The sequence below is a fragment of the Vogesella sp. XCS3 genome, assembly GCF_020616155.1.
In the GTDB taxonomy this organism is placed as follows: domain Bacteria; phylum Pseudomonadota; class Gammaproteobacteria; order Burkholderiales; family Chromobacteriaceae; genus Vogesella.
Genome location: NZ_CP085530.1, coordinates 3,342,486 through 3,367,056, shown reverse-complemented (window position 1 = coordinate 3,367,056; position 24,571 = coordinate 3,342,486). Strand labels below are relative to the sequence as shown.

Annotated in this window: 25 protein-coding genes; 8 read left to right on the top strand and 17 right to left on the bottom strand. The window is 60.6% G+C overall.

Features of this window, described 5'->3' with window-relative positions; genetic code table 11:
- Positions 1 to 13 precede the first annotated feature (13 nt).
- The 8 genes from LCH97_RS16050 to LCH97_RS16015 form a co-directional block, all read right to left on the bottom strand.
- The gene (locus LCH97_RS16050; protein ID WP_017507091.1) at positions 14 to 493 is read right to left on the bottom strand and encodes a hypothetical protein; all 480 of its coding nucleotides are present in this window, start codon (positions 491 to 493) and stop codon (positions 14 to 16) included.
- Positions 494 to 540: 47 nt separating this feature from the next.
- Positions 541 to 1,659: a nickel/cobalt efflux protein RcnA gene (locus tag LCH97_RS16045; RefSeq protein WP_227302550.1), complete on the bottom strand. Its 1,119-nt coding sequence runs from the start codon at positions 1,657 to 1,659 to the stop codon at positions 541 to 543.
- A gap of 13 nt (positions 1,660 to 1,672) precedes the next feature.
- Complete coding sequence (locus tag LCH97_RS16040) at positions 1,673 to 1,942, bottom strand: metal-sensing transcriptional repressor (protein ID WP_227302549.1); 270 nt, start codon at positions 1,940 to 1,942, stop codon at positions 1,673 to 1,675.
- A 208-nt stretch (positions 1,943 to 2,150) separates the two neighbouring features.
- Positions 2,151 to 2,564: a c-type cytochrome gene (locus tag LCH97_RS16035; protein ID WP_227302548.1), complete on the bottom strand. Its 414-nt coding sequence runs from the start codon at positions 2,562 to 2,564 to the stop codon at positions 2,151 to 2,153.
- Positions 2,565 to 2,699: 135 nt separating this feature from the next.
- Positions 2,700 to 3,041, bottom strand: coding sequence for a copper-binding protein (locus tag LCH97_RS16030; protein ID WP_227302547.1), 342 nt, complete (start codon positions 3,039 to 3,041; stop codon positions 2,700 to 2,702).
- Between the two features lie 59 nt (positions 3,042 to 3,100).
- Positions 3,101 to 3,577 carry a plastocyanin/azurin family copper-binding protein gene (locus LCH97_RS16025; protein WP_227302546.1) on the bottom strand — a complete coding sequence of 159 codons (477 nt, stop codon included), beginning with the start codon at positions 3,575 to 3,577 and terminating at the stop codon, positions 3,101 to 3,103.
- 23 nt (positions 3,578 to 3,600) lie between these two features.
- A complete protein-coding gene (locus tag LCH97_RS16020; protein WP_227302545.1) occupies positions 3,601 to 4,989 on the bottom strand; it encodes a multicopper oxidase family protein in 1,389 nt (462 codons plus the stop codon).
- An 11-nt stretch (positions 4,990 to 5,000) separates the two neighbouring features.
- Positions 5,001 to 6,083 carry a hypothetical protein gene (locus tag LCH97_RS16015; RefSeq protein WP_227302544.1) on the bottom strand — a complete coding sequence of 361 codons (1,083 nt, stop codon included), beginning with the start codon at positions 6,081 to 6,083 and terminating at the stop codon, positions 5,001 to 5,003.
- 187 nt (positions 6,084 to 6,270) lie between these two features.
- Between LCH97_RS16015 and LCH97_RS16010 the strand changes: the two genes are divergently transcribed.
- From LCH97_RS16010 to LCH97_RS15990, 5 genes are all read left to right on the top strand, one after another.
- Positions 6,271 to 6,957 carry a heavy metal response regulator transcription factor gene (locus tag LCH97_RS16010; RefSeq protein WP_227302543.1) on the top strand — a complete coding sequence of 229 codons (687 nt, stop codon included), beginning with the start codon at positions 6,271 to 6,273 and terminating at the stop codon, positions 6,955 to 6,957.
- Positions 6,954 to 8,321: a heavy metal sensor histidine kinase gene (locus LCH97_RS16005; protein ID WP_227302542.1), complete on the top strand. Its 1,368-nt coding sequence runs from the start codon at positions 6,954 to 6,956 to the stop codon at positions 8,319 to 8,321. Before LCH97_RS16010 ends, LCH97_RS16005 begins: the two co-directional genes overlap by 4 nt.
- A 60-nt stretch (positions 8,322 to 8,381) precedes the next feature.
- Positions 8,382 to 9,314, top strand: coding sequence for an IS5 family transposase (locus tag LCH97_RS16000; protein WP_227301451.1), 933 nt, complete (start codon positions 8,382 to 8,384; stop codon positions 9,312 to 9,314).
- A gap of 79 nt (positions 9,315 to 9,393) precedes the next feature.
- A complete protein-coding gene (locus tag LCH97_RS15995) occupies positions 9,394 to 9,678 on the top strand; it encodes a hypothetical protein (protein ID WP_227302541.1) in 285 nt (94 codons plus the stop codon).
- A gap of 315 nt (positions 9,679 to 9,993) precedes the next feature.
- Positions 9,994 to 11,061, top strand: coding sequence for a PLP-dependent cysteine synthase family protein (locus LCH97_RS15990; RefSeq protein ID WP_227302540.1), 1,068 nt, complete (start codon positions 9,994 to 9,996; stop codon positions 11,059 to 11,061).
- Positions 11,062 to 11,138: 77 nt separating this feature from the next.
- On the opposite strand, the gene arsB is transcribed toward LCH97_RS15990, so the two are convergent.
- From arsB to LCH97_RS15940, 9 genes are all read right to left on the bottom strand, one after another.
- Positions 11,139 to 12,203, bottom strand: coding sequence for an ACR3 family arsenite efflux transporter (arsB, locus tag LCH97_RS15985; RefSeq protein WP_227302539.1), 1,065 nt, complete (start codon positions 12,201 to 12,203; stop codon positions 11,139 to 11,141).
- Complete coding sequence (locus tag LCH97_RS15980) at positions 12,200 to 12,721, bottom strand: arsenate reductase ArsC (protein ID WP_227305398.1); 522 nt, start codon at positions 12,719 to 12,721, stop codon at positions 12,200 to 12,202. Before LCH97_RS15980 ends, arsB begins: the two co-directional genes overlap by 4 nt.
- Positions 12,722 to 13,092: 371 nt before the next feature.
- Positions 13,093 to 14,328 (bottom strand): organoarsenical effux MFS transporter ArsJ, encoded by a 1,236-nt coding sequence (gene arsJ / locus LCH97_RS15970; RefSeq protein ID WP_227302538.1) that lies wholly within the window; start codon positions 14,326 to 14,328, stop codon positions 13,093 to 13,095.
- A 3-nt stretch (positions 14,329 to 14,331) separates the two neighbouring features.
- A complete protein-coding gene (locus LCH97_RS15965; RefSeq protein ID WP_227302537.1) occupies positions 14,332 to 15,342 on the bottom strand; it encodes an ArsJ-associated glyceraldehyde-3-phosphate dehydrogenase in 1,011 nt (336 codons plus the stop codon).
- Between the two features lie 22 nt (positions 15,343 to 15,364).
- Positions 15,365 to 15,862, bottom strand: coding sequence for a tyrosine-protein phosphatase (locus LCH97_RS15960; RefSeq protein ID WP_227302536.1), 498 nt, complete (start codon positions 15,860 to 15,862; stop codon positions 15,365 to 15,367).
- A 274-nt stretch (positions 15,863 to 16,136) separates the two neighbouring features.
- Complete coding sequence (locus LCH97_RS15955) at positions 16,137 to 16,223, bottom strand: DUF3149 domain-containing protein (protein WP_255619344.1); 87 nt, start codon at positions 16,221 to 16,223, stop codon at positions 16,137 to 16,139.
- Positions 16,224 to 16,480: 257 nt separating this feature from the next.
- A complete protein-coding gene (locus LCH97_RS15950; protein WP_227302534.1) occupies positions 16,481 to 17,491 on the bottom strand; it encodes a cytochrome d ubiquinol oxidase subunit II in 1,011 nt (336 codons plus the stop codon).
- Complete coding sequence (locus LCH97_RS15945; protein ID WP_227302533.1) at positions 17,488 to 18,816, bottom strand: cytochrome ubiquinol oxidase subunit I; 1,329 nt, start codon at positions 18,814 to 18,816, stop codon at positions 17,488 to 17,490. The genes LCH97_RS15950 and LCH97_RS15945 overlap by 4 nt, the downstream gene beginning before the upstream one ends.
- A gap of 2 nt (positions 18,817 to 18,818) precedes the next feature.
- Complete coding sequence (locus LCH97_RS15940; RefSeq protein WP_227302532.1) at positions 18,819 to 19,388, bottom strand: GbsR/MarR family transcriptional regulator; 570 nt, start codon at positions 19,386 to 19,388, stop codon at positions 18,819 to 18,821.
- Between the two features lie 177 nt (positions 19,389 to 19,565).
- Here LCH97_RS15940 and LCH97_RS15935 point away from each other — a divergent pair, with 177 nt between their 5' ends.
- The 3 genes from LCH97_RS15935 to LCH97_RS15925 all read left to right on the top strand — a co-directional run bounded on the left by LCH97_RS15935 (position 19,566) and on the right by LCH97_RS15925 (position 24,555).
- On the top strand, positions 19,566 to 21,419 hold the full coding sequence (locus tag LCH97_RS15935; protein ID WP_227302531.1) for a diguanylate cyclase domain-containing protein: 1,854 nt from the start codon (positions 19,566 to 19,568) through the stop codon (positions 21,417 to 21,419).
- A 93-nt stretch (positions 21,420 to 21,512) separates the two neighbouring features.
- Positions 21,513 to 24,056, top strand: coding sequence for a DNA mismatch repair protein MutS (mutS, locus tag LCH97_RS15930; RefSeq protein ID WP_227302530.1), 2,544 nt, complete (start codon positions 21,513 to 21,515; stop codon positions 24,054 to 24,056).
- A gap of 70 nt (positions 24,057 to 24,126) precedes the next feature.
- Complete coding sequence (locus LCH97_RS15925; RefSeq protein ID WP_227302529.1) at positions 24,127 to 24,555, top strand: hypothetical protein; 429 nt, start codon at positions 24,127 to 24,129, stop codon at positions 24,553 to 24,555.
- Positions 24,556 to 24,571 lie beyond the last annotated feature (16 nt).

Genomic DNA, 24,571 nt, shown 5'->3' with positions numbered 1-24,571 from the left:
CACCTGAAAGTGATCAAACCAGTATCTTGCCACGGCCAAAATCGATGACTGCTGACCGCGAAGGCCGGCACTCTGCCAGACCCATGGCATGAATCAAGGTGCTGGCTACGGAGTTGCTGTTTTTACCGCACCCTAAAAACGGATATTTCAGGGCCAGGGCGTTGATCGCACAGGCTTTCTCTTCGGCTTTCAGCCACAGCCGCATGGCAGCCTGCCGCGGACCTACATACAGCACAGCTTGGCCCAAAGCTCCCTGATAGTAACAACTACCGCTACTGACCACCGCCCGCAATCGGTCGCCAAGCCGCCAGCCTATAGCCCGCACGCTGCCATTCTGCCCTATGGCTAAGCCATTGATTTCTGATGCTACACGCACGTTGCCATCCAGCAGCACCAGAAAATTATGACCCGCCAGGCCAAAAGCCAATGGCAGCTGCGCCATGACGATTTGCCAAGGGGCATCATCGGCTTCGCTCATCATGGCGGCATTCATCGGTATGACCTTGCATCGCATCACAGAACAATCTTTGCTGGTGTTTGCTAGGCCGCGGGCAACGCCAGCCAACCGTGATAGCCCACGTACAGCCCCACCAGCATGATCAGGCCGCCAGAGAAATAAGGCGCTTTACGCGCAAAATCCCCAAAGCCGCCCCAGTGTTTTCGGGCATGGCGCACGCTGAGTGCGGCCAATGCCCCCGAAGCCACCATGGTCAGCGCCAGCCCAATACTGAAACACAGCACCAGCACCGCCCCAAGTGCGACTTTCTTTAACTGCAGGCATAGCAGCAAAACAGTAATCGAGGCCGGGCACGGAATCAGGCCGCCTGTCAGGCCAAACATGACAATCTGGCCGGTGGTCACCTCCCGCCCGGCAAAGCGGCGACGGATATCGTTTGCATGGGCCAATTCGTGCGGGTCTTGATAACCGTCTGTCGATACGTTCAGGCCATCCGAGTCATTTACAGCGTGATCGTGGCCATGTTCGACGTATTGCACTTCGTAATCGTGGCTATGCTGCCCATGCCCCAGGCTCAGGCGCGCCACGAATTCGTGTGGCTCGGGAATGAGCTGCTCGGACTCCACAAAGCCATCTCGCTGCACAAAAGTAAAAACCTGCCGTTGCCCATCTGGGCGCAGGGTTTCCACACGGATATGTTCAGCCGTCCATAGATGGCCATGCTGGCTTGCGTGATATAGGCGAAAACGAGGCGGTACGCCGTCTTCGAATACCTGCAGCCTTACCTTGCCGTGACCGGTATCAATGGTCTGGCCTTCATCATGGTCATGGTCGTGATGATGGTCATGGTCGTGCGCGCATTGCTGGTTATACCAGGTGCGCCAGATCATCCAGGCGGCTACACCAACAATAATCACGGCAGATGCCAGCTGAAAATAGGCTTCGGTCTTGCCCGGGTCCCAGTTCTGGCCAAAGTACAGGCCAGTCATGGCCACAGCCCACACCACAGCGGTGTGCGACAGGGTAGCCGACAAGCCTAGCAACACCGCCTGCCCCAGCGTGCCGCGTATGGCCACAATAAAGGCAGCCATCATGGTCTTGGAGTGGCCCGGCTCCAGGCCGTGCAATACGCCCAGCAGGATGGCACTAGGGATAAACAGCCAGGCATTACCTTGCTGCAGAAGGGTAGCAAACTCAGTCATGGCAGGTAGCGCCTCAGAGGTATTTGGTAATGGCTTTGAATTCACGCAAGGTGTCGTCTGCACTCTGCGCACCTTCGCGTACAGCGTGCTCTAGACAGTGCTCGATATGGTCGTGAACAAGCGTCTTTTTGGCATTCGTCACGGCGCTTTCTACGGCTTGCAGCTGCTGGGCAATCTCCAGGCAACTACGCTCCTCTTCGAGCATGGTGATGATGCTCCTGAGGTGGCCTTCGGCACGCTTGAGGCGCTTGATAATGTCGGGATGGGAAGTGTGTATGCTCATGGCTCAGCATCCTACCCGGGGGGATATAAGCAAGCAAGTAGCGACTGGATTTAATAAATAGCAGTGGTTAGCACAGAGAGGTGATGGGCTGTTCGAGCAAAAAGAAATGCCACACCAAAGGCAATAGCTATCATGGCACTCTCTAATCAGCAACCTGATGGCAATCGGACACCAAACTAAAGCCTCGCTAAAGGCTATGGCAATGCCCTCACTTTACCTGTGCGCGTTGATTTACCTGATCGTGTAGCTTGCGCGTTTCTTCTGGCCACTGGCTTTTTATCCAGGACAGCACCGCGATGATGTCGCTATCACTGAGCTTGCCTTCGTATGCTGGCATGGCGGACTGGTAGCCTGGCATATTGGCCACCTTGGCAACGCCGTACTTGGTCAGCGCAAACAGCATCTCGTCCGGGTGGTGCCAGGTGTGGCCGCTTTCATCGTGTGGCGGCGCCGGCAACATGCCTTGCGCGTTACGCTCACGCCAATTTGCCTGCCCTTCACGCTCGCTGCCATGACAACTGGCGCAGTTTTCCAGGTACACCTGATGGCCACGTGTCACCAGTGCCGCATCATCCGGGCGTAGTGCAAACGGTTGTGCCACCGGGCCGCGATCGGTCGTCAAATAAACGGCAACCCCCGTAGCCGCCAGCACGAGCAACGTGATGAAGGCCATTTTCTGTTTAGACGTCAGCAACGACATGATTGAGTCGACATCCTGAAAGGTGAAAAAGGCCGTGGTGACACGGCCGTACGGGTATCAGTTGGCTGGCTGGATGTCGGTAACCATCATCTTGCCGTCCTCATGACTGACCATGAAGCGGATTTTGTCCCCCACTTTGACCTTATCCAGCAATGCTTTGTCTTTGGCGGTGAACACCATGGTCATGCCTGGCATGTCCATGTGCGCAATCGGGCCATGCTTGATGGTGATTTTGCCGGCAGCCAGGTCCAGTTTGCGGACTTCACCGTCAGCCATCATGTTCATGTGATTGCTGGCGCTCATGTGGCTGCCTGCCATGGTGTGCTGGGTAGCTTGAACGACAGGGCTGAAAGCAGCCAAGCCCAAAGCGGTGGCGAAAAACACGGTACGAATGGTCATGGTTTCATACTCCTCAAACATCAATACGCCGGGCAGGCTTTCTGCTCGCCCGCATGGTTTTACTTCTTGTCTACTTTGACCAAGCCTTTCATGCCGGCATCGTAGTGCCCGGGGTGCAGGCAGGCAAAGTGAACCGTACCTGCCTTGGTGAACTGCCAGATCACCTCGCCTTTGGTGCCGGGTGCGAGCGATACCTTGCTGGGCTCGTCGTGCTCCATGTCCGGAAATTTCTTCATTTGCTCGTAGTGCTCAAGCAGCTCTTTTTCTGTCCCCAGACTGAACTCGTGCTTTACCTTACCCAGGTTTTGCACAACGAAACGGACAGTCTCGCCTTGCTTCACACGAATCAACGGCGCTGAAAAGCGCATGTTGTCAGACATGTCCATCTGGATGGTGCGAGTGACATTGGCAGCCTTACCCGGCAACCCAATGGCAGATTCGTCATGGCTGCCTGCATGACTGCCGGCAGCCCAGGCTGGGGCAGTCCCCACGCTAGCCAGCAAGGCAATGGCGATCAATTGGCGGGTGGTTTTCATGTGGTCTATTCCTGAGGGTGTGATTAGTGGTGACCGGGCGTTGTCCCCGGTTTTTTGGCTTTTACCGTGGCAGCGGCTGGGTTGGCCGCAGCGGGCTGACGTGAGGCCGCAGGCAGTTCCCCCCGGTATTCGTACGCCACCGTACCCGCCGGGTGCTGAAACCAGCCCGGGTCTTTGTAGCTGCCGGCAGGCTGGTCTTTGCGCACCTTCAGCACGCTGAACATGCCCCCCATCTCCAGCGGGCCAAACGGGCCTTGCCCGGTCATCATGGGTGCGGTGTTATCGGGAATCGGCATTTCCATCTCCCCCATATCCGCCATGCCACGCTCACCCATCAGCATGTAATCCGGTGCTACTTGCTGGATCTTGCCCACCAGTCCTCGGTGATCGACACCAATCATGTTTGGTACGTCATGCCCCATGGCGTTCATGGTGTGGTGGCTTTTATGGCAATGGATGGCCCAATCGCCTTCCTCGTCCGCAATGAACTCCAGTTGGCGCATCTGGCCGACTGCAATATCAGTGGTGACTTCGTACCAGCGGGTGGATTTGGGTGTTGGCCCGCCATCGGTGCCGGTCACCAGGAACTCGTGGCCATGCAGGTGGATAGGGTGGTTGGTCATGGTCAGGTTGCCCACCCGGATGCGCACCTTGTCGTTCAGGCGCACATTCAGCGAATCGATACCCGGGAAGATGCGGCTGTTCCACGCCCAGATATTAAAATCGGTCATGGTATTGACCTTGGGCGTCTTACTGCCGGGCTCTACATCAAAGGAATTAAGCAGGAAGCAGAAGTCGCGGTCGACCTCGTCGATCAGCGGGTGTTTGCCCTTGGGGTGGGTGACCCAGAAACCATGCATGCCCATGGCCATCTGCACCATTTCGTCGGCATGCGGGTGGTACATGAATGTCCCCGGGCGCCGTGCTTCGAACTCGTAAACAAAGGTTTTACCGGGTTTAATGCTGCGCTGGGTCAGCCCGGACACGCCGTCCATGCCGTTAGGCAGGCGCTGGCCATGCCAGTGCACGCTGGTATGCTCCGGCAACTTGTTGGTGACGAAGATACGTACGCGGTCACCTTCGACAACCTCAATGGTCGGCCCCGGGCTCTGCCCGTTGTAGCCCCACAGCTGGGCAGTAAAGCCGGGGGCCATTTCGCGTTCTACCGGCTCGGCGACCAGGTGAAACTCCTTGACGCCATTGTTCATTCGCCAGGGTAGCGTCCAGCCATTAAGGGTTACCACCGGGTTGTACGGGCGGCCGGTATCGGGAATCAGTGGTGGCGCGGTTTCTACCGAGGTCTGAATGACGGGCTCCGGTAACGCAGCCAGTGCCGAACGGGCGACAGTAGCACCAACGACGGCGGTGGCAGCGCCCGCAAAAAATTGGCGGCGGGATTGATCAATACTCATGCCTTATCCTTTCAATGTCCCGCAGCAGCAGGGCTATCGCCGCTGCCTGCGGCCAACGTTACAAAGCTTTCGGGCTGTCCACCCAGCAGAACCAGTTGCAGGTCTGCCTCTGCCAGCCAGAAGTCGCGAATGGCGTTGATGGCCCGGACCCTTGCTTCCGCAAAGGCTCGCGCCTCGTCCAGCAATTCCCAGGTATTCATCAGCATGCCGTTGTAACGCAGCACCGTTTCGTCATACACAAACTGCTTCAATGTCTGTATCTGCTGCTGTTTGCTAGCCAGCGCATGGGCGGTACGGTAGGCGCGGTAGGCCATCTCTGCATTGGGCAGCGCGGTGACTTTTTCACGGTGAGGCAGCGTATCTCGCACCTGAGCCAGCCGGCTTTGCATGGCTTGCTCGCTCAATGGGGTAACCGGCAGTTCGGGCAGTGCGGCTGGCAGCTGCAAGCTGGGTGGGGTGGTGCGAGCCCATTGCTGTATTGTCTTGAGTAGCGCCATCTCGTTCTGCGCCACGGCATACTGGTCGCGCTGCCACTGTTGCTGCGCATCAAGATGAATCAGCTGCCGCTGCGCCGCCTGTAGCTGGCTCCAGTTACCGGTTTTCGCCATACGCTCACCCAGCTCGGATGCGGCTTCGGCGGCTTTCAGGATTTGATGCTGATAGGGCTGCGCTTGTGTTGCAGCAACGGCGGCTAGCAGAACCTTGCGCGAACCATGAGCAATCTCGATCAGTTCTGCAGCGTCTTCCACTCGGCGCAACTGTGTCAGCGACAAGGCCTGCCACTGCCCAGTCGCTAGCAGCTCGGTTTGCTCGGCGCCAAGCTGGTTCAGTGATCTCGCCAGTTCAGGGTGAGCTTGCCAAGCAAGGCGTACTCCCTCGGCGAGTTGCCCAATCTGCAATGGGGCAGCTTTGGTGACAGTCGGCACGGCAGCGACTGCCTGCTGCTGTTCCCATTTCAAAACATCTGCATGCCCACGCGGGAATTCGGCCACGTGCCGGTTGGCTTGCCGCCACTCGCTTTCCGGGGCTTGCTGTGCCTGCGCCAGGCTGGCCAGCAGTGGCAGGATGGCAAGCCATGTTGTGTGTTTATTCATACTCCACTCTCCTTTTCTGCTATCGACCAAGCCTTGCGGCGCGTTGGCAGAAAATCAGGTCCGTATTCAGTACGCCTAGTCTGACCGACGGCAGCCAACAACAAACTGACAGTCAGATTACAAATCTGTCATCTGGCGCATTCCATCGCGGGAAATGGCAAACTGTCGGCTTGATACGGGAATGGCGATGAAAATTCTGATTGTCGAAGACGAACTCAAGACCGGGGAGTATTTGCGCCAGGGGCTACGCGAGGCCGGCTTTACGGTGGATCTGGCACAAGACGGGCAGGAGGGGTTTTACCTTGCCCTGGAGGGGATGTATGACCTGCTGATTCTGGACGTGATGCTGCCTACCATGGATGGTTGGCAAGTGCTGACGCAGTTGCGGCTGCGGCATAAAACCATGCCGACCCTCTTCCTGACTGCACGCGACCAGGTAGAGGACCGGGTCAAGGGCCTGGAGCTGGGCGCAGACGATTACCTGGTCAAACCCTTTTCATTCGCAGAGTTGCTGGCCAGGGTACGCACCATCTTGCGCCGTGGTCGCAGTCCGCAAGATACGACAACGTTGCAGATTGCCGGGCTGGAGCTGGACCTGCTACGGCGACGGGTCTGTCGCGAAGGCAAGCGGATTACGTTGACTGCCAAAGAGTTCGGCTTGCTGGAGCTGCTCATGCGCCGCCAAGGCGAGGTCCTGCCGCGCAGCCTGATCGCTTCCCAGGTGTGGGACATGAATTTCGATAGCGATACGAATGTCATCGATGTGGCCGTGCGCCGGTTGCGGGTAAAAATTGACGACGGCTTCGAACCCAAACTCATTCATACCGTACGCGGCATGGGTTACGTACTGGAAGTACCGGAGACGGATGCATGACGTACCGTCTGTCACTCACGGCCAGACTGACATTGCTGTACGCGCTGGTATCCGTTCTGTTACTGGCAGGCCTGGGCGTGCTGGTCGGCGTGATGGTGAATCGCCACTTCGATGAGCAAGATGCAGATGACCTGCGCGACAAGATTGGCCTGATTCAGGAAGTCATGCGCACCACGGCCAACCTTGGCGCTTTGGCTACCCGGCTCGATGACGTGGTACATAACCACCGCGACCTTTACGTGCAATTACAGCGCCTGGGCTACCCCGTGTACACTTCCCCCGTGCCCGCGGGATTTTACTTTCCCGATACCCAACCGATCACAAACCAGAGCATGCAGAGCTGGCAGCACAAGGGCGCCAACTACCACGGCCTGTGCAGTAAAGGACAACTGGCAGATCAGCAACGGACCGAGCTGACCATCTGCGCCGTGATTGACACCAAGAGACATGAGCACTTCATGCATACCGTCGGTCACTCCCTCTTGGGATACATCGTTCTCTCGGCTTTACTGGGCGGTTTGCTGGCTTGGTGGGTAGCACACAATGGTCTGGCCCCGCTGCGTGACATGAAAGCCAAAGCGCAGCAAATCACCGGGCAACATCTGGACGCACAAATGCCGGTTGACTCGGTACCTCCAGAAATGGCCGATCTCGCACATACCCTCAATGCCATGTTGCGCCGGCTGCAGAACGATTTTCACAAGTTGTCAGAATTTTCTTCCGATCTGGCGCATGAGCTGCGCACGCCCATCAGCAATCTGCTGACCGAAACACAGGTCGCCATCGCCCAACCACGTAGCGCGGAAGCGTACCGGGAAATACTGGCATCCAATGCAGAAGAGTTTCAGCGTCTTGCCCGCACCGTGTCTGACATGCTCTTTCTGGCCAAAGCCGAGCATGGCCTGGTTTTGCCTAGCCGCGAGACGATTGTCATCGAGGATGAAGTCGCGGCACTGTTCGAGTTTTACGACGCGCTAGCAGAAGAGAAAGACATCCGCTTGCAGCAAGCTGGTCACGGTCAGTTGCAAGGTGACCGTCTGATGCTGAGACGGGCACTCAGCAACCTACTGTCCAACGCACTGCGCCACGCCTATCCCGGTAGTGTCGTCAGCATCGTCATGGCAGAAGACGCTACCGGCTGGGCCCTCCAGGTACGCAACGAAGGGGACGCCATACCCGAAGCGGTCATCCCCCGATTGTTTGACAGGTTCTACCGCGCAGACCCTGCACGCGTCGCGGGGGAGTCCGATGGCGCAGGCTTGGGCTTGGCCATTACCCGGTCGATTGTCGAGCTGCACGGTGGGCACATTACCGTCGACTCAGCCGCGGGTGTGAATTGCTTTACCTTGCGGTTTCCTAACTGATAGTTAGCCGAGGCTTTGTTGCACAAATCAGTGCTTGCGTCCGTCCGGTAGAATGACCGCATGAGCAAGCCCCTTCCTCCCAAGTACCAAACCATCAACTGGCAGTCATACAACCAGTCCCTCAAGCAACGAGGGCAGCTCCTTCTCTGGCTCGACAAAGGCATGAACTGGTTGGCACCGGCTACCGGCAGGCGGGGACGGCAGCTAACTTTTTCTGATGCTGCCATCCAGTTCTGTCTCACCATCAAATGCCTCTTTGGCCTGGCGCTACGGCAAGCCACAGGTATGGTCGAAAGTATGTTGCGCCTGGCTGGCCTTGACTGGGCCGTCCCCGACTTCAGCACGCTTTCCCGCCGCCAGAAAGACCTGCAAGTCCGCATCCCGGTACAGAAAAAGCAAGGTTGTCTGCATCTCTTGGTGGATAGCACCGGCATCAAGATGATGGGTGAAGGCGAGTGGAAGGTGAAAAAGCATGGCGCTGATTACCGCCGCCAATGGCGCAAGCTGCATCTGGGCATAGATGCGCAAACGCTGGAAATCCGGGCAATGGAAGTGACCGACAATCGCACTGGAGATGCCACGATGCTGCCAGAGCTGCTATCGCAAATTCCGGCGGGAGAGGGACTGGTAACCGTCACCACGGATGGGGCGTACGACACACGCCTATGTTACGCAGCGATTGCAGAGCGTGGGGCGGCAGCCATCATTCCCCCACGTCGAAATGGCCAATTCTGGAAAGGGAATTTACGGGGCAATCAGGCTCGCAATGAGTCGCTACGAGCGGTGAAGTATCTGGGGCGCGCGCTCTGGAAAAAGTGGAGTGGCTACCATCGCCGCAGCTTGGTCGAAACGAAGATGCACTGTTTCAAATTGCTGGCAGATCGGGTTAAGTCACGGGACTTTGACCGGCAAGTAGCGGAGCTTCAAATCTGTGCAGCGATTCTGAATCGCTTCACAGCACTGGGCACGCCGCAAACGGTCCGTATGGGATAAATCCGTCTGGGGATTGGGGTAGTTCGACCTACGGCTGATTTGTGCAACAAAGCCTCACAATGATCGATGGGCAGCCCAAATGACCTTAGTCACTATCTTTGGATTTTGGGAACACAAATACCGAGAGGATATTGCAAAGCAACTTGGAAAAACAAAAGATGAATTGCAAATTAATGAAATAGGAGATTTAAGGCATTATCGACATGCTATTGTTCACAACCGTGGTCGAGGGAATAAAGATTTCAAAAGTCTTAAAGTCTTTACATGGTTCAAAGAAGGTGAAGAAATACGCCTTAATACGCAGAGAGTCTATGAAATGACCGAGTCTATCAAGGCCGCCATCCTTCGATTAGAAAGTACATAACAAATCATTCAAGCCAACATGCAAATGACGCCACCTCTCTAACGTCAGAGCTCACAAAACATCAATGCCAACTGCTAGAGCAATACGATTGGCTGATATTAACGCTTACCACACCTGACGCCCACACCCCGTGCCCACCACTCGCTAGCAATAGCCCGGTGGGCACACCGCACTTACCCGCCCCACCCAGCCCGCCCTCCAACTGTATCCCCGTTTTGTGCCACTGCTGCCACTGATGGCCACAGTTTTGGCCCGCTACAATGGTTTGTATCCAATAAGACGTTTGCGGCCAACCTTGGCCGGCGAGGAGACACCATGACAAGCTGGCTGATGCAGGCCATTCGCAAGATCGAGGCCGATTTCAACCGTAGCAGCGACACCCACCTGATACCACTGGTGCTGCCGGCGGCGCCCGGCATCCAGCTGTATTTCAAGGACGAGTCCACCCACCCTACCGGCAGCCTGAAGCACCGGCTGGCGCGCTCGCTGTTTCTGTACGCGTTGAGCAATGGCTGGATTAAAGAGGGCACGCCGGTGATCGAGGCGTCCAGCGGCAGCACGGCGGTGTCCGAGGCTTACTTTGCCCGCCTGCTGGGTTTGCCGTTTATTGCAGTCATGCCGGCCAGCACCTCGTGCGAGAAGATTCGCGCCATCGAGTTCTACGGCGGCCGCTGCCACCTGGTGGACGACCCGGCCACCATCTACGACGAATCGCAGCGCCTGGCGCGCGAGCTGAACGGCCACTACATGGACCAGTTCACCTACGCCGAACGCGCCACCGACTGGCGCGGCAACAACAATATTGCCGATACCATCTTCCGCCAGATGGCGCTGGAGCCGCAGCCGGAGCCACGCTGGATTGTGTGCGGCGCGGGCACCGGCGGCACCAGCGCCACCTTTGGCCGCTACGTGCGCTACCAGCAAAAGCAGACGCAAGTGTGCGTGGTGGACCCGGAAAACTCGGCGTTTTACGCCAGCTACGTCAGCGGCGACGCGCACTGTAGCTGCGAGGGTGGCTCCGGTGTGGAAGGCATTGGCCGCCCGCGGGTGGAGCCGTCGTTCATCCCCACGGTGATCGACCACATGATCCGCGTGCCCAACGTGGCCAGCTACGCCGCTATCCACTTTCTGGAAGAAGTGCTGGGCCGCAAGTGCGGCGGCTCCACCGGCACCAACTTCTACGGCGTATGCCTGCTGATGGCCGACATGCTGCAGCGTGGCGAGCAAGGCAGCATCGTCACCATGATCTGCGACGACGGCAGCCGCTACCTGAACAGCTACTACAACCCGGCGTGGCTAGCCGCTGGCGGCCACGACATCCAGCCGTGGCTGCACAGCTACCGCCGCTTCTTTCACGATGGCGTGTGGCAGCCGCCGCAGTAAGCGCCTTCGCTACCCACAAAAAAGCCGATGGCACCCGCCATCGGCTTTTTGCTACCCCAGACGCCGTGCGGCCAACCTTAAGCTTGCTGGTACCAGCCACGGCTGGCGTTGACGACGCGTACCACCAGCAACATCACCGGCACCTCGATCAGCACCCCCACTACCGTGGCCAGTGCGGCGCCGGAGTGCAGGCCAAATAGGCTGATGGCGGCGGCCACCGCCAGCTCGAAAAAGTTGGACGCGCCAATCAGTGCCGACGGGCAGGCCACGCTGTGCTGCTCGCCCAGGCGCCGGTTCAGCCAGTAGGCCAGGCCAGCGTTGAACAGTACCTGGATCAGGATGGGCACTGCCAGCAGCACGATCACCAGCGGCTGCGCCAGAATGGCCTGGCCCTGAAAGGCAAACAGCAGTACCAGCGTCAGCAGCAGCGCCGCCATCGACCACGGCTGGATGGCGGCCATGGCGCGCTCGAACGCAGCCGGGCCGCGTGCCAGCAGCCACTTGCGCAGCGCCTGCGCCAGTAGCACCGGCAGCACGATGTACAGCAGCACCGAGGTCAGCAGCGTAGCCCACGGCACGGCGATGCTGGACACGCCCAGCAGCAGCGCCACCAACGGGGCAAAGGCAAACACCATGATCAGGTCGTTCAGCGCCACTTGCGACAGCGTAAAGTACGGGTCGCCCCCGGTAAGCCGGCTCCACACAAACACCATGGCGGTGCACGGTGCGGCCGCCAGCAGGATCAGCCCGGCGATGTAGCTGTCCAGCTGGTCGGCTGGCAGCCACGGCGCAAACAGCTGGCGCACGAACAGCCAGCCCAGCAGCGCCATGGAAAACGGCTTGACCAGCCAGTTCACAAACAGGGTCACGCCGATGCCGCGCACGTGCTGGCGCACCTGGTGCAGCGCGCCAAAGTCGATCTTCAGCAACATGGGGATGATCATCACCCACACCAGCACGCCCACCGGCAGGTTGACGCGGGCGATTTCCATGGCCGCCAGCGCGGCAAAGCCCTGCGGCCACAGCTGGCCCAGGCCGAGGCCCACCACAATGCAGGCCGCCACCCAGGCGCTGAGGTAGCGCTCGAACAGGCTCATACCCTTGGCCGCAGACGGCGGCCGGGTGTCGCAAGTGCTACTCATGCCTGCGACTCGCCGCTCAGCGCATCTGGCCGGCCAATGTTCTGCACCGCATGCTGCAGCGCCAGGCGGTCCAGCTTGTGCAGGGGCAGGCTGAGGAACAGGCGCAAGCGGGTGGTGATGTCACGGTAGGTACGCACAAAGGCCTTGTGCTGCGTGGCTTCGTCGCCACTTACCGCAGCCGGGTCGGCAAAGCCCCAGTGCGCCGTCATCGGCTGGCCGAGCCAGGCCGGGCAGGCCTCACCGGCTGCGGCGTCGCACACGGTAAACACAAAATCCATTGCCGGCGCATCGGGGCCGGCAAACTCGTCCCAGCTCTTGCAGCGCGCGCTGGCAGCGTCGTGCTGGTGCTGCTGCAGCGTGGCCAGCGTTTGCGGGTGCACAAAGCCGCGCGGGTGGCTGCCCGCACTAAACGCACGGAAGCGGCCTTCGCCCAGCTGGTTGAGGATGGCTTCGGCCATGATGCTGCGGGCACTGTTGCCACTGCAGATGAACAGCACGTTGTAGACCCGGTCGCGCATGATGTCAGGCTCCAGGGTGGTCATAGCAAACGGGGAAACCGGAGGCGGGCAGCACGGCACGGCCAGCTCCGGGCACTGCTGCGGCTGGCCGGCGCAGCATTCGTCGGTGAGGTAGGCCAGCAGTTGCTGCATCAGCGCCAGGTTGGCGCGGTAGCGTTGAAAGCGGCCTTCTTGCGCCACCGTCACCAGCCCGGCGTGGCTCATGCCTTTCAGGTGGAACGACACATTGTTGGCTGGCAAGTCGAGGTTGGCCGCAATCTGGCCGGCCACCATGCCTTCGTGGCCCTGGCGTACCAGCAGGCGGTAGATGTCCAGGCGCACGCCGGAGGCCAGCGCTTCGAATAGTTTGACGGCGCTTTCTTTGGGCAGGCTCATGCGTTTTCTCGGGCAGGGTTGGCCGCGTGCTGCGGCAGGGCCAGCGACACCAGCGCGGCCACGGTAATAAACACAGTAGATAGCCACAGGCAGGCGGCCAGGCCGTATTGCTGGTACACCCAGCCGGACAGCACGGTGCCGATCAGCCGGCCCATGGCGTTGGACATATAGTAAAAGCCCACGTCCAGCGACACGCCGTCGGCCTTGGCATAGCTGACAATCAGGTAGCTATGCAGCGAGGAGTTCACCGCAAACAGCACGCCAAACAGCGCCAGCCCGCCCAGTACCACCCAGCCAGCAGGCCAGCCTGCGGCCAACCCTAAGGCCATGGCAGCGGGCAGGCCGGCCAGCATGGCAGCCCATGCAAAAGCGCTGCGCCCATCCGGCACCCTGCCCTGCTTTTTGCCGGTAATGGCTGGTGCCAGCGTTTGCACCACGCCGTAGCCGATAACCCACGCCGCCAGAAAGCCGCCTACCTGCCAGACATCCCAGCCAAACACGTTGCCGAGGTACACCGGCAGCGCCACCACAAACCATACGTCGCGCGCGCCAAACAGGAATAGCCGCGCCGCCGACAGCCGGTTGATGGCCGGGCTTTTGGACAGCAGCTCGCGAAACTTCGGCTTGGCCTTGGCCATGCCCAGGTCGGGCCGCAGCTGCCACAGGCTGAACAGCCAGATCGCCGCCAATAGCGCCGCCATGCCCAGCACCGCGTCGCCAAAGCCCAGCGTAGCCAGCAAGGCACCGCCCAGAAAGAAGCCCACGCCTTTCAACGCGTTCTTGGAGCCGGTCAGCAGCGCCACCCAGCGGTACAGCGTGCCCTGCTCGCCGTCCGGCACCAGCAGCTTGATGCTGCTTTTGGCAGACATCTTGTTCAGGTCTTTGGCAATGCCGGACAGTGCCTGGCTGGCCATCACGTACGGTACGGTGAGCACGGCGGCCGGTGCGGCCAACATCAGCAACGCCAGCACCTGCAGCGCCAGACCCAGGTTCATGGTGCGGTTCAGCCCCAGCCGCGCGCCCAGATAGCCGCCCACCAGGTTGGTGACCACGCCGAACACCTCGTAAAACAGGAACAGCGCGGCAATCTGCAACGGGGCGTAGCCCAGCTGGTGAAAGTGCAGCACCACCAGCATGCGCAGCGCGCCGTCGGTAAGGGTGAACGCCCAGTAGTTGGCCGTCACCAGCAGGTACTGGCGGATGGCCGGCGATAGCGTGGAAAGCGCCTGCATCGCTTAGCCCTGGTCGGCCAGGCCCACCAGCCGCGCCAGCTCCACGGTGCGGTTGGCGTAGCCCCATTCGTTGTCGTACCAGGCGTACAGCTTTACCTGCGTGCCGTTCACTACCATGGTGGACAGCGCATCGATAATGGACGAACGCGGGTCGGTACGGTAATCGATAGATACCAGCGGGCGCGCTTCGTAGCCCAGAATGCCCTGCAGCGTATGGTTGGCCGCATGCTGCAGCGCGACGTTGACCTCCTCGGCGGTGGTGGCGCGCTCTACCTCGAACACGCAGTCGGTCAGCGAGGCGTTGGCCAGCGGCACGCGCACGGCGTGGCCATTGAGGCGGCCGCGCAGCTCGGGGAAGATCTCGGCAATAGCGGTAGCCGAGCCGGTGCTGGTGGGGATCAGGCTCATGCCGCTGGCGCGGGCGCGGCGCAGGTCTTTGTGCGGCTGGTCCAGAATGCTCTGGGTGTTGGTCAGGTCGTGGATGGTGGTGATGCTGCCGTGGCGGATACCGAAGGTTTCGTGGATCACCTTCACCACCGGCGCCAAGCAGTTGGTGGTGCACGAGGCAGCGGTAACGATGCGGTGCACGGCAGGGTCGAACAGCTGCTGGTTCACACCCATCACCACGTTCAGCGCGCCTGGCTCTTTTACCGGCGCGCTCACTACCACGCGCTTGACGCCCTGTTCCAGGTACGCCTGCAGCACGGCTACAGTTTTCATCTTGCCGCTGGCTTCGATCACTACATCGCAACCGCGCCAGTCGGTATCGGCAATCGCCTTGTTGTGGCTGACGCTGATGCGCTTGCCGTCAATAACGATAGCGCCGTCCACCGCGCTGGCCTCGTGGCCCCAGCGGCCGTGCACCGAATCAAAATTCAGCAAGTGGGCGTGGGTTTCCGCGTCGCCGGCCGGGTCGTTGATGTGCACGAATTCAAACTCGGGCCAGGCCCAGGCGGCACGCAGTGCCAGGCGGCCGATGCGGCCAAAACCGTTGATACCGATCTTGATGGTCATAGTGGGGTGTCTCGCTAAAAGGTTAAACGGCGTCGTACTGGCCAATCCAGGCCTGGTGCACCGGGTGCTGTATGGCCTTGGGGCGCAGCGCCTGTACCTGCGCGATGGCAGCGCTGCGCGGCACACCCAGAGCAATCAGGATGCGGGCAGCGACCAGGCCGGTACGGCCAGACCCGCCCTTGCAATGAATGGCCAGGCACTGGCCAGCCCGCAGCCGCGCCAGCAGATCGGGCGCGGCGGCTTGCCAGGCACTATCGAAATCCGCCAGCGGTGCGCGCTCGTCCGCTACCGGCAGGTGAAACCAGGCCAGGCCCAGTTGGCCACACGCAGCGCCTATATCATCGGCGCCGTTCTGCTGTAGCTCGGCAGCCGGCATCAGGCTGATGACACCGCTGGCACCGGCCTGCTGCAGGGTATGCAGCGCCTGGCTCAGGCTAACAGCCTGGGTACCGGGGCACGGTGTCAGCAGTAAACAGCCATCCACAGCAGGGATGGCCAGCGTATCGAAAGGGTGGGTCATGTCTGGTCTCCGGCCAAATCAATATTACAAGAATCATTGAAATAAAGTCTAGGCGGGCCATGTGACAGCAAGATGAAGGCAGCGAAAGGGGACGTAGACGACGGCAAATCGCGTGTAGCGTCTGCACGGTGGCGTGGGCAGCTCTGGCACAGTGGTGAGCCAGCTGCGCGCGCGGAAAAACTATAAAAAAAGGGGTACGGCCCACCACCGTACCCCCAAACACACACACATCAAGAGGAAATCACACGCGCATGCCGTGGCATGCGTTTAAAGCTTACTTATCGTCGTTCGCCTTTTTGATAAAGATGGCGATACAGGTCAGCACGATGACTGTTGTGACAGTGATAACGATAGCGCTCATCATGCCTACGTCGTCAGAGAGAAGTTGTTTCCACAATTCCATGATATTGCTCCCCCGGCAGCCCGGTATTCGATCTGGATGCAGTCATCTTACCCCTGCGCTTTTCATGGGCTTTGACCCAAGTCAAGCGAATCGCTCTATCAAAATGTAACGTATCGTATGTGTGCGCAAAGCGCGCACACCCTGCTTTAAGTCCATGATAGAAATAAAAAAAGAGCAGGAATAAACCCTGCTCTTTTGATTTGGCGCAATATTTTCTAGCTGTAGCTGAGCTTGCCTGCCTTGCCCCAGAACACGCGGTAGGCAAACACCGTATAAGCGATGATGGTGGGCAGCACCACGGCAGCACCGGCCAGAATCACCCACAGCGCTTCCGGGTCGCTGGCAGCCTGCCAGATGTCCAGCCGGCCGATGACGATTTCGGGAAACACGCTATACGCCAGCCCCCAAAACGCCAGCAGCACAATACCCACGGTGCAGGCAAACGGCAGCCAGCACAGCGCGTCCTGCCCGGCGCGCTGGCGTGCGGCCAACCTGGGCAGGCTGGCGGCCAAGAGGCCGAACAGCGCCACGCTGATCAACGGCAGCGGCAACAGCAGCAGGAAATCCGGCAACACGAACCATTTATCGGCGATGCGGCTGCTGGCCAGCGGCGTAGCCACCGACACCAGCAATACTGCCAGCGCGGTACCGGCCAGCGCGTACTGCGCCCAGCGCGTGGCACGCTGCTGCAGGCGGTCGCTGCTCTTCATGATCAGCCAGCCGGCACCCAGCAGCACGTAGGCCGCAGTTAGCCCCAGGCCGGTCAGCAGCGCAAAGCCCCAGGCGCCCGCCCCGGGCGCAAAGCCGGTCAGGTAGCGGCCCAGCATCACGCCCTGGCTAATAGACGCCAGCAGCGAGCCGGCAGCAAACGCCAGGTTCCACGCCGGCTGGTGCTGCGCCTGCGCCTTGACGCGGAAGTCGAACGCCACCCCGCGCAGGATCAGCCCCAGCAGCATGATGGCCACCGGCAGGTACAGCTCGCCCAGGATGATACCGTGTGCCATCGGAAACGCCACCAGCAGCAGCCCCACGCCCAGCACCAGCCAGGTTTCGTTGGCATCCCAGAACGGGCCGATGCTGGCGATCATGGCGTCGCGCTCGTCGTCGTTACCCAGCGGTAGCAGCACGCCAACGCCCAGGTCGTAGCCGTCCAGCACCACATAAATCAGCATCGACAGCGCCATCAGGCCGGCAAAGATCACCGGCAACCACAGTTCGGCATTCATGGCTGTGCTCCTTCAAGGTTGGCCGCAGGCGCTGCCTTGCGCGCCAGATAAAACACCACCGACACATAGCTGGCCAGCAGCACTGCGTACAACGCCAGGTACATCAGCAAAGTAGACAGGATCATGCCGCTGCCCACGCTGGATGCGGCGTCGGCGGTGCGCAGGATGCCGGTGACCAGCCACGGCTGGCGGCCGATTTCGGTGACGTACCAGCCGGCCACCGTAGCTACCCAGCCAGAGAAGGTCATCGCCACTAGGCCACGCTGCAACCACGGTGCCAGTTGGCCGCGACGCAGCTGCCACCACGCCAGCCAGCTCACCGCCAGCATCAGCATGCCTACCCCCACCATCACGCGGAAGCTCCAGAACACCTTGGCCACGGGCGGGTGGGCGTTGGGGAATTCATTCAGGCCGCGGATCTCGCCATCGGGGTGATGGGTAATGATCAGGCTGGCCAGTTTGGGTATGCCGACCTCGAAGCGGTTGCTTTGCGTAGCTTCGTCCGGCAGCGCAAACAGCAGCAAGGGCGCGCCACGTTCGGTGTGCCACACGCCTTCGATGGCGGCCAGCTTGGCCGGCTGGTGCTGGAAGGTGTTCAGCCCGTGCATGTCGCCTACCAGCACCTGCAACGGAATCAGCAAGGCCGCCAGGCTGACGCCGGTTTTCAGCGTGTGCGCCACTGCGGCGGCGCGGTCACCGCGCAACCAGCGGTAGGCCGACACGCCAGCCACCAGAAACGCCACCGTCAGGCCGGAGGCCAGCAGCATGTGGGTCAGGCGGTAGGGCATGGACGGGTTGAAAATCACCGCCAGCCAGCTTTGCACGTGCACCTTGCCGGCGATCACCTCTACCCCGGCGGGGGTCTGCATCCACGAATTCAGCACGATGATCCAGAACGCCGACACCGTGGTGCCGAACGCCACCAGAAAGGTGGCCAGCGTATGCACGCGGTTGGACACTTTGGCGCGGCCGAACAGCATGATGCCCAGGAAGGTGGCCTCCAGGAAGAAGGCGGTCAGCACCTCGTAAGCCAGCAGCGGCCCGGCCACATTGCCCACGTGCTGCATGAAGCCCGGCCAGTTGGTGCCGAACTGGAAGCTCATGGTGATGCCGGACACCACGCCCAGCGCAAAGGTCAGCGCAAAGATTTTTACCCAGAAGCCGTAGGCGTCCATCCACGCCTCGTCGCCACTGCGGTTAAAGCGCGCCTTGAAGTACAGCAGCACCCAGCCCATGGCAATGCTGATGGTAGGGAACAGGATGTGGAAGGTAATGTTGGCCGCAAACTGGATGCGAGCCAGGATGACCGGGTCCAGGCTGTCCATGGCTAATCCTCCTTGCCACTGTCACGCCCGGCCAAACGGCCCAGGCTCTGGGTGAACTGCAGCACCTTGCCCACCTGGCTGCCCAGCTTCATCAGCTTTTCCAGCGTTTCCACGTCCATGTCGCGGATGTCGGCAAACCACTTGGTGACCAGCTCGATCAGCTGGTACATCTCGTTCATGCGTGCCTGGGCGTGGCGTTCGGCCTCGCCGGACGGGGTTTCCATGATGGCGCCGCGCAGCATGGTCAGCGTGGGCTCGACTTCTCGCTTTTGCCGCTCTTCGGCCAGCGTCTTGAAAATGGCCCACACGTCTTCCGGCGTGCTGAAGTACTCGCGGCGGTCGCCTGGCAAGTGTTGCAATTTGACCAAGCGCCAGGCCTGCAATTCTTTCAGCGCCATACTGGTATTGGAGCGCGAACAGCCGATGGCCTCCACGATGTCGTCCGCGTTCAGCGGCCGGTCGGAAACATAAAGCAGGGCGTAAATCTGCCCTACGGTGCGGTTAATGCCCCAGTGGCTGCCCATCTCGCCAAAGTGCAGCACAAAAGATTGGATCAGGGGTGGCAGGTTCATGTGTGTGGCCTTTTTGAATTTTCAGTACTTTCTGAAACTTTGATATGGATCATAGTTTCAGAAAATAGGCCTTGTCAATGCACGCCTGACACGATAGCCCGCGTGAAAACAATGTTGCTTTATCAAATGATTGCAGTTGGACGATACTCATAAGTATCGACACTACTGATTTCCCTCATGCCCACAGCCCCCTCTCTGCGCCATGCACTGCTAGACGACACCGCAGCTGCACTGGGCAAGGATTACCTGCAACAGCTGGTAAACAGCCTGGCCCGGCACAGCGGTGCACAACTGGTTTTTATCAGCCAGCAACTGACGCTGCCCGTTCGGCATGTCGAAGTCATTATCGCCAACACTAGCGCCCACCCTGGCCGCTATGCGCTGGCAGGCACGCCATGCGAGCAGGTGATCCTGCAGCAGCAGGCTGTCGTGCACCATAGCGGGGTGAACCGGCACTTTGCAGCCGAGCAAGACACGGCCTGGCAGAGCTTTGCCGGCTGGCCCTTGCTGGATAAACACGGCCATTGCATGGGGCACCTGGCGCTGTTTGACGAGCGGGCAAACGTACTGCCCGATACGCTGCTACAAGATATCGCCCCCTTCGCTACCCGCGCCGCCGCCGAGCTGCAAAGGCTGGAACACGAGCGCATCAGCAGCTCGCGCGCCAGCTGGGATGCCCTGCATTCGCACTTTCTGCGCCAGTACATTCAGGGCAAGCCGCTGCCCACGCTGCTGGGCGACGTCGTACTGCACATCGAGCAAGCCTTGCCTGGCTGGCTGTGTTCCATCCTGCAGGTAGACGATACGCAATGCCTGCGCCCGCTGGTGGGCCCATCATTACCGCAAGCCTATACCGCCTTGATAGACGGCCTGGCCATCGGCCCCATGGTGGGCAGCTGCGGGGCGGCGGCGTGGCACCGCAAACGGCTGGTAGCCGAAGATCTGCAGCAACACCCTAACTGGGCACCCTACCGCGAACTGGCACGCCAGTTTGCGCTGGGCAGCTGCTGGTCCGAACCCATCATCGACAGCAAGGGCAAGGTGCACGGCACTTTTGCCGTCTACCACCACGCCCCTAGCGCGCCCACGCTGGAAGCCATTACCGTCATTGAAGACACCGCCCGCCTGCTGGCCGTGCTGATGGAAAACGACGCCAACCGCCAGGCACTGGATAGCCGTACCCAGTGGTATCAGGCCATCTTGCAGAACGCCGCCGACGCGCTGTCCATCATCGATATGGAAGGGCGACTGCTGGAGGCCAGCGATTCGCTGTGCAAACTGCTGGGTTATAGCCAGGCCGAGCTGCGGCAATTACGGCTGTGGGACCTGGTGGCTCACCGCGACGAAGCAGAACTACGCGAGCAATTGCAGCACACCAGCGAACAAGGCGAGACCTTCGACAGCTATAACCGCACCAAAAATGGCGACATCATCGAGGTGGAAGTGTGCGTACGCCGGCTGATACTGGATGGCCAGCCGGTGATCTGGGGCTCGGCACGCGATATCAGCCTGCGCAAACAGCAAGAACGCCAGCTACGCGAGCAGGCCACCATCGACTCGCTCACCGGCCTGCACAACCGCCCCACCCTGCTGGGCCAGCTGGACGCGCTGCTGGCCAGCCCATCCCGCCCTGGCCTGGCCTTGCTGATGCTGGACCTGGACCACTTCAAACAGGTAAATGACAGCTACGGCCATGCCTGCGGCGATGCCACCCTCACCCATATTGCCAGCCAGTTGCGCCAGCAGCTGGGCCCGCATGACTGTGCCGGCCGCCTGGGGGGCGAAGAGTTTTGCATACTGCTACCGGGCACTACCGCGCAAGCGGCACAACGCTACAGCCAGCACTTGCTGGATACCATCGCACAGCAACCTCTGCAATTTGGCGGGCATAGCATCGCCCTTACCGCGTCTATCGGCCTGACGCTGCTGGAGCCTGGCGACGATAGCCGCAGCCTGCTGGCGCGTGCCGATATGGCGCTGTACCAGGCCAAGCACCAGGGCCGCAACCGCATGGTGATGCTGCCGCCGTGACGCGCTAGCGCGCATCCCGTAAAATAGCTTGCCGCGCCCCGCCAGACGGGGCGTTGCCTTTTGCGGCCAACCTTTTTCAGTACGGAACGATCGATGACCACGCCTCAGCACACGCCCATGATGCAGCAATACCTGGCCCTCAAGCGGGACCACGCCGACAAGCTGCTGTTTTACCGCATGGGTGACTTCTACGAGCTGTTCTACGACGACGCAGAAAAAGCCGCCCGCCTGCTGGACATCACCCTTACAGCCCGCGGTGCCAGCGGCGGCCAACCTGTCAAAATGGCCGGCATCCCCTACCACGCCGCCGAAGGCTATCTGGCGCGGCTGGTGAAACTGGGCGAATCGGTGGCCATTGCCGAACAGATCGGCGACCCGGCTACCAGCAAGGGCCCGGTAGAGCGCAAGGTGGTGCGCATTGTTACCCCCGGTACGCTCACCGACGCCGCGCTGCTGGACGACAAACGCGACAACCTGGTGCTGGCCGTGAATATGCACAAGGGCACGCTGGGCTTGGCCTGGCTATCGCTGGCCAGTGGTGAATTCAAGGTGATGCAAACCGGCGTGGAAGAGCTGCACAGCGAGCTGGAACGCCTGAAACCGGCCGAGCTGCTGCTGGCCGACGACACCGGCCTGGCGGTATTTGACAGCATCGGCACCCCGAAAAAGAAACTGCCGCCGTGGCAGTTCGATACCGAATCGTCCACGCTGGCGCTGACCCGCCACTTCGGCACCCGCGACCTGGCCGGCTTTGGCGCCGACACGCTGCCGATAGCGGTAGGCGCCGCCGGTGCGCTGCTGGAATACGTGAAATCCACCCAGGGCGTGAACCCGGCGCACATTGCCCAACTGTCGGTAGAAGAGCCGGGCGAGCTGATCCGCATGGACGCTGCCACGCGCCGCAACCTGGAGCTGACCGAAACCATCCGCGGCGAAGCCTCGCCCACGCTGGCCTCGCTGCTGGACACCTGCGCCACCAGCATGGGTAGCCGCATGCTGCGCCACTGGCTGCACCACCCGATCCGCCGCCACGACAAGCTGCTGCGCCGCCAACAGGCCGTGCGCGCGCTGTTGGCCGCACACCAGGATATTCACACCCAGCTGCGCGAAGTAGCCGATATCGAGCGTATTACCGCCCGCGTGGCACTGCGCACCGCACGCCCGCGCGACCTGGCCGCGCTGCGCGACTCGCTGCGCGCACTGGCCGGTGTCAAAACCATCGCCGCCACACTGGACGCGCCGCTGCTGGCCGAGCTGGTACAGCTGCTGCCAGCCGACTCCCCGGTAGAAAGCCTGCTGGCCACCGCCATCCTGCCGGAGCCCGCCGCCTTCCTGCGCGACGGCGGCGTGATCAACCACGGCTACCACGCTGACCTGGACGAGCTGCGCGCCATCCAGACCGACTGCGGCGACTTCCTGCTGGCGCTGGAGCTGCGCGAGAAAGAGCGCACCGGCATCAGCACGCTGAAGGTAGAGTTCAACCGCGTGCACGGTTTCTACATCGAGGTATCGAAAGCACAATCGGACAAGGTGCCGGACGACTATCGCCGCCGCCAGACGCTGAAAAACGCCGAACGCTACATTACGCCCGAGCTGAAAACCTTCGAAGACAAGGCGCTGTCGGCGCAGGACAAGTCGCTGGCGCTGGAAAAGCAGCTGTACGAAGCGGTACTGGACCAGCTGGCACCCCATATCAGCGAGCTCAAGCTGATGGCGCAAGCCGTGGCCGGGCTGGACGTGCTGGCCGCCTTTGCCGAACGTGCGCAAACCAATCACTACGTGCAGCCGCTATTCGTCAACGAGACACGGCTGGAAATCATCGGCGGCCGCCATCCGGTAGTCGAGGCGGAGGTAGAACGCTTTATCGCCAACGACACCAGGTTGGCCGCAGAGCGCAAGCTATTGCTGATTACCGGCCCGAACATGGGCGGTAAATCCACCTATATGCGCCAGAACGCACTGATTACCCTACTGGCGCATATCGGCAGTTTTGTGCCGGCCGAGCGCGCCGTGCTGGGCCAGATCGACCGCATTTTTACGCGTATCGGTGCCAGCGACGACCTGGCCGGCGGCCGCTCGACCTTCATGGTGGAAATGACCGAAACCGCCAACATCCTGAACAACGCCACCGACAAATCGCTGGTGCTGATGGACGAGGTTGGCCGCGGTACGTCTACCTTTGATGGCCTGGCGCTGGCCTGGGCCATCGCCCGCGCGCTGATCGAAAAAAGCCGCGCCTACACGTTGTTTGCCACGCATTACTTCGAGCTCACCAGCCTGGCGAGCGAGTACAACAGCGTAGCCAACGTGCATCTGTCGGCGGTGGAGCACAAAGACCGCATCGTCTTCCTGCACCACGTGGAAGACGGCCCGGCCAGCCAGAGCTACGGCCTGGCGGTGGCGCAACTAGCGGGCGTCCCACCGAAGGTGATCCGCGAGGCGCGCCGCTATCTGACCGAGCTGGAAAACGAGTCGGCCGCCCGCGCGCAGCCCGACCTGTTCAGCACACCGGTCGTCATCCAGCACGAGCCGGAGCCACACCCGGCAGTAGAACTACTGGCTGATACCGACGTGGATGACCTCACGCCACGCCAGGCGCTGGAGCTGCTGTATACCCTGAAAAAAATGGCAAAATAAATTCAGGTAATCTGCACAATGTTTCCTACAATGGATTTAATACCACCAACGACAAGGAGATATAAGCACTATGTATGCAGAAGGTACTGCCGTCTCGTCCGCCCTGGCTCGTCTGTTTGGTTCGGCTAATGGTGGCGAGGCACTGCCGCTATCCGGCATTCGCGAGCGTGCCAGCAAGGAACTGTCGCAGTTTGCCAGCCTGGTACGTAGCGAGCTGGCACCGCTAGGCATCGCCATTCCACCGGCCATCAGTTTTGTCAGCTGCAATCATTGCGCGCTGACACTGGAAAACGAGCACCCGCAGCGGGAAGCCATTCTGGGCTGGCTGGAAGGTAACGACCGCATCGCCAAGTACTTCAAAGAAGTAGAAGTACTGTTCGAGCTGGTACGTGCAGCAGAAAACGCCGGCGATGTTTTCCCGGAGGACAGCTGCTTCCACGTAGGGCTCACCAGCGCCGGGCCTGTAGCCTACTTTGATAGCCATCGTTGCGGCGAGTAAACCCGTAGCGTAGCCA